2 protein-coding genes are annotated in these 2,923 nt (G+C 66.0%); both read left to right on the top strand.

The genetic code is table 11. The features are described from left to right. A partial coding sequence (locus tag ABDV68_RS18750; protein WP_343521609.1) for a TonB-dependent receptor occupies positions 1 to 1,028 on the top strand: 1,028 nt, incomplete at its 5' end. Positions 1,029 to 1,089: 61 nt separating this feature from the next. After that, positions 1,090 to 2,814, top strand: coding sequence for an amidohydrolase (locus ABDV68_RS18745; RefSeq protein WP_343521608.1), 1,725 nt, complete (start codon positions 1,090 to 1,092; stop codon positions 2,812 to 2,814). The last annotated feature ends 109 nt before the right edge of the window (positions 2,815 to 2,923 follow it).

Below are 2,923 nucleotides of genomic sequence, written 5' to 3'. Positions count from 1 at the left end.
ACCTGGTGCTGAGCTTCGACACCGGGCCGCTGACTCACCAGATCCTCGCCGGTTTCGACTATACTTCGTTCCGTGAGGACAAGGAGGAAGGTTTCGGCCAGGCGCCCGGGCTCAACCTCTACAACCCCGTCTATGGCGTCCCTTTCGTCACCGGTGTGGGCTGGACCACCGACACCAAGAACTCGCAGCTCGGCTTCTACTTCCAGAACCAGATCCGCGCCTGGGACCGCGTCTCGCTGGTCTTCGGCGCGCGCCACGACGATGTCCGCTCCAACGTCAACGGCGTCCAGCTCGAGGACAACAAGGCCTGGACCTTCCGCGGCGGCATCATCGCGGACGTGGTCAAGGGCGTGTCGCCCTATTTCAACTATTCCGAATCGTTCCTGCCGGTGTTCGGCTCGAACTTCTTCGGCGTCCCCTATGTGCCGCGGACCGGCCGCCAATATGAGGCTGGCATCAAGTTCCAGCCCTCGCCGCGGATGCTGTTCACCATCGCCGCCTATGACATCAAGGAACAGAATGTCCTGATCGCCGATCCGGACGAGCTGCAGAACTTCATCCAGGGCGGCTCGACCCGGTCGCGCGGCGTCGAGGCGGAGGCCAATATCCGACTGCCGGGGGATTTCAGCCTGACCGCGTCGTACAGCTACACCCGCGCCGAATATCTCGTCGTCGACGGCCGCCAGCGCGGCGACCGGCGCGAGAATCTGCCCGAGCACCAGGCCTCCGCCTGGGCGGCGAAGGGTTTCGACCTCGGCGGCGACCTCAGCGCCAAAGTCGGGGCGGGCGTGCGCTACCAGGGCGACAAGGTCAGCTTCGACCAGACCTATCGCATCGCCCCGGTTACGTTGGTCGATGCGATGGTCGAGCTCAACTATCAGGATTGGACGCTGTCGGTGAACGGCGCGAACATCTTCGACAAGAAGGTCTACACCAACTGCAGCTACTCGGGTGCGCCGATCGACGAGGGCTATTGCTACATGGGCAAGGACCGCACGATCATGGCCTCGCTCCGCCGCAAATTCTGATCCACGTCTCCCGGGCCGGCCACCGCGCCGGCCGTTTCCCTGTCAGCGTACCGGAGAGAATATGTCGAACTCGCCCCGTCCCGCCCGTCTCGCCGCGCTCGCTCTGCTCCTGGCAGGCACCGCGCAGGCGCGCGAGCCTGTGACCGCTGACACCATCCTCACCAATGGCCGTATCTACACCGTCGACAAGAAGCAGCCCTGGGCGCAGTCGGTGGCGATCAAGGACGGCAAGATCGTCGCCGTCGGCTCCGCCGCGGCAGTGACGAAGACCAGGGGGCCTGCAACCAAGATCGTCGATCTGGGCGGCCGGCTCGTCCTTCCCGCATTCGGCGACGCGCATGCCCACCCGCTGTTCGGCGCGCTTTCGCACACGCGCTGCTCGCTCCACGACGGCAAATCGATCGACGATTACAAGAAGCTGATCGCCGCCTGCGTCGCGAAGACGCCGGGAACCGGCGCCATCTACGGCGTCGGCTGGGAGGATTCGCTGTTCCCGCCCAACGGCGTGCCGAACAAGGCGATCCTCGACGCGATCTCCACCACCCGCCCGCTGATCTTCGATTCGGTCGGCGGCCACACCAACTGGGTGAACTCCAAGGCGCTCGAGCTGGCGGGCATCACCAAGGATACGCCCGACCCGGTCAACGGCACGATCGACCGCGACCCCGCGACCGGCGAGCCGGTCGGCAGCCTCCAGGAATCGGCGCAGGCACTCGTCGCGAAGCTGATCCCGCCGCCCACCGACGCCGACTATCAGAACTCGATCCTCTACACCGCCAGGCTGTTCAACAGCCTCGGCATCGTCGCGTGGAACGACGCGGGCGTCGACTTCGACGACCAGGGCGGCAGCCGCATGGTCGACGCCTACAAGGCGGTGAAGGATGCGGGCAAGCTCACCACCTATGTCTCGGTATCGCTCAAGTGGAAGAACGAGCGCGGGATGGATCAATTCCCGAGCCTGGTGAAGGCGGCCGAGCGCGCCAATGCGCTGGGCGTCCCGACCCACACGGTCAAATTCTATGTCGACGGTGTGATCCCGCAAAAGACCGCGTACATGCTCGCCCCCTATGAGGGATCGGCCGAGCGCGGCGCCCCGCAGATCGCGCCGGACATGCTGAGCCAGGCCGTCACCGCGACCGACGCCAGGGGCATGCACGCCTTTCTCCACGCGATCGGCGATGGCGGCGTGCGCCTCTCGCTCGATGCGATCGAGGCCGCGCGCAAGGCCAATGGCGCCAAGCCGACTTACCACATGGTCACGCACCTGAACGTCGTCGACCCGGCCGACCAGCCGCGCTTCGGCAAGCTCGGCACCTATGCCCAGTTCCAGCCGACCTGGTCGTCCTGGTACCCCTATATGGAGCTGACCGAGACAGCGATCGGCAAGAAGCGGATGGAATATATCTATCCCGCCGGCAGCATCGTCCGCGCCGGCGGCAGGCTCGCCTACGGCGCCGACTGGCCGGTCGCCACCGCCAACCCGATCGAAGGCCTGGAGGTCGCGGTCACCCGCCGCACCGCGGGCGATCCCAACGCGAAACCCCTGGTCGCGAGCGAAGGCGTGACGCTCGCCGAGGCGGTCGAAAGCCACACGCTCAACGTCGCGATGGTCAACGGCATGGCCAGCTTCACCGGCTCGCTGGAGGCGGGCAAGAACGCCGACCTCGTCGTGCTCGACAGGGACATCTTCACGCTGCCGGTCCACGAGATCAGCAAGGCGAAGGTGCTGGTGACGGTGTTCCAGGGCAAGGCCGTGTATGGCGATCTGGAGACGCTGGAGCGGTAGTTCTCTAAAACTCCTCCCCGGAGGGGAGGGGGACCGCCGAAGGCGGTGGAGGGGTAGTCTCGGCAAGCGGCGTCCTCCGACGAACCTACCCCCCCGTCAGCGCTACGTG

Source organism: Sphingomonas sp. (assembly GCF_039595165.1).
Lineage (GTDB): Bacteria > Pseudomonadota > Alphaproteobacteria > Sphingomonadales > Sphingomonadaceae > Sphingomonas.
This window is presented reverse-complemented; position numbering and strand designations above follow the sequence as displayed.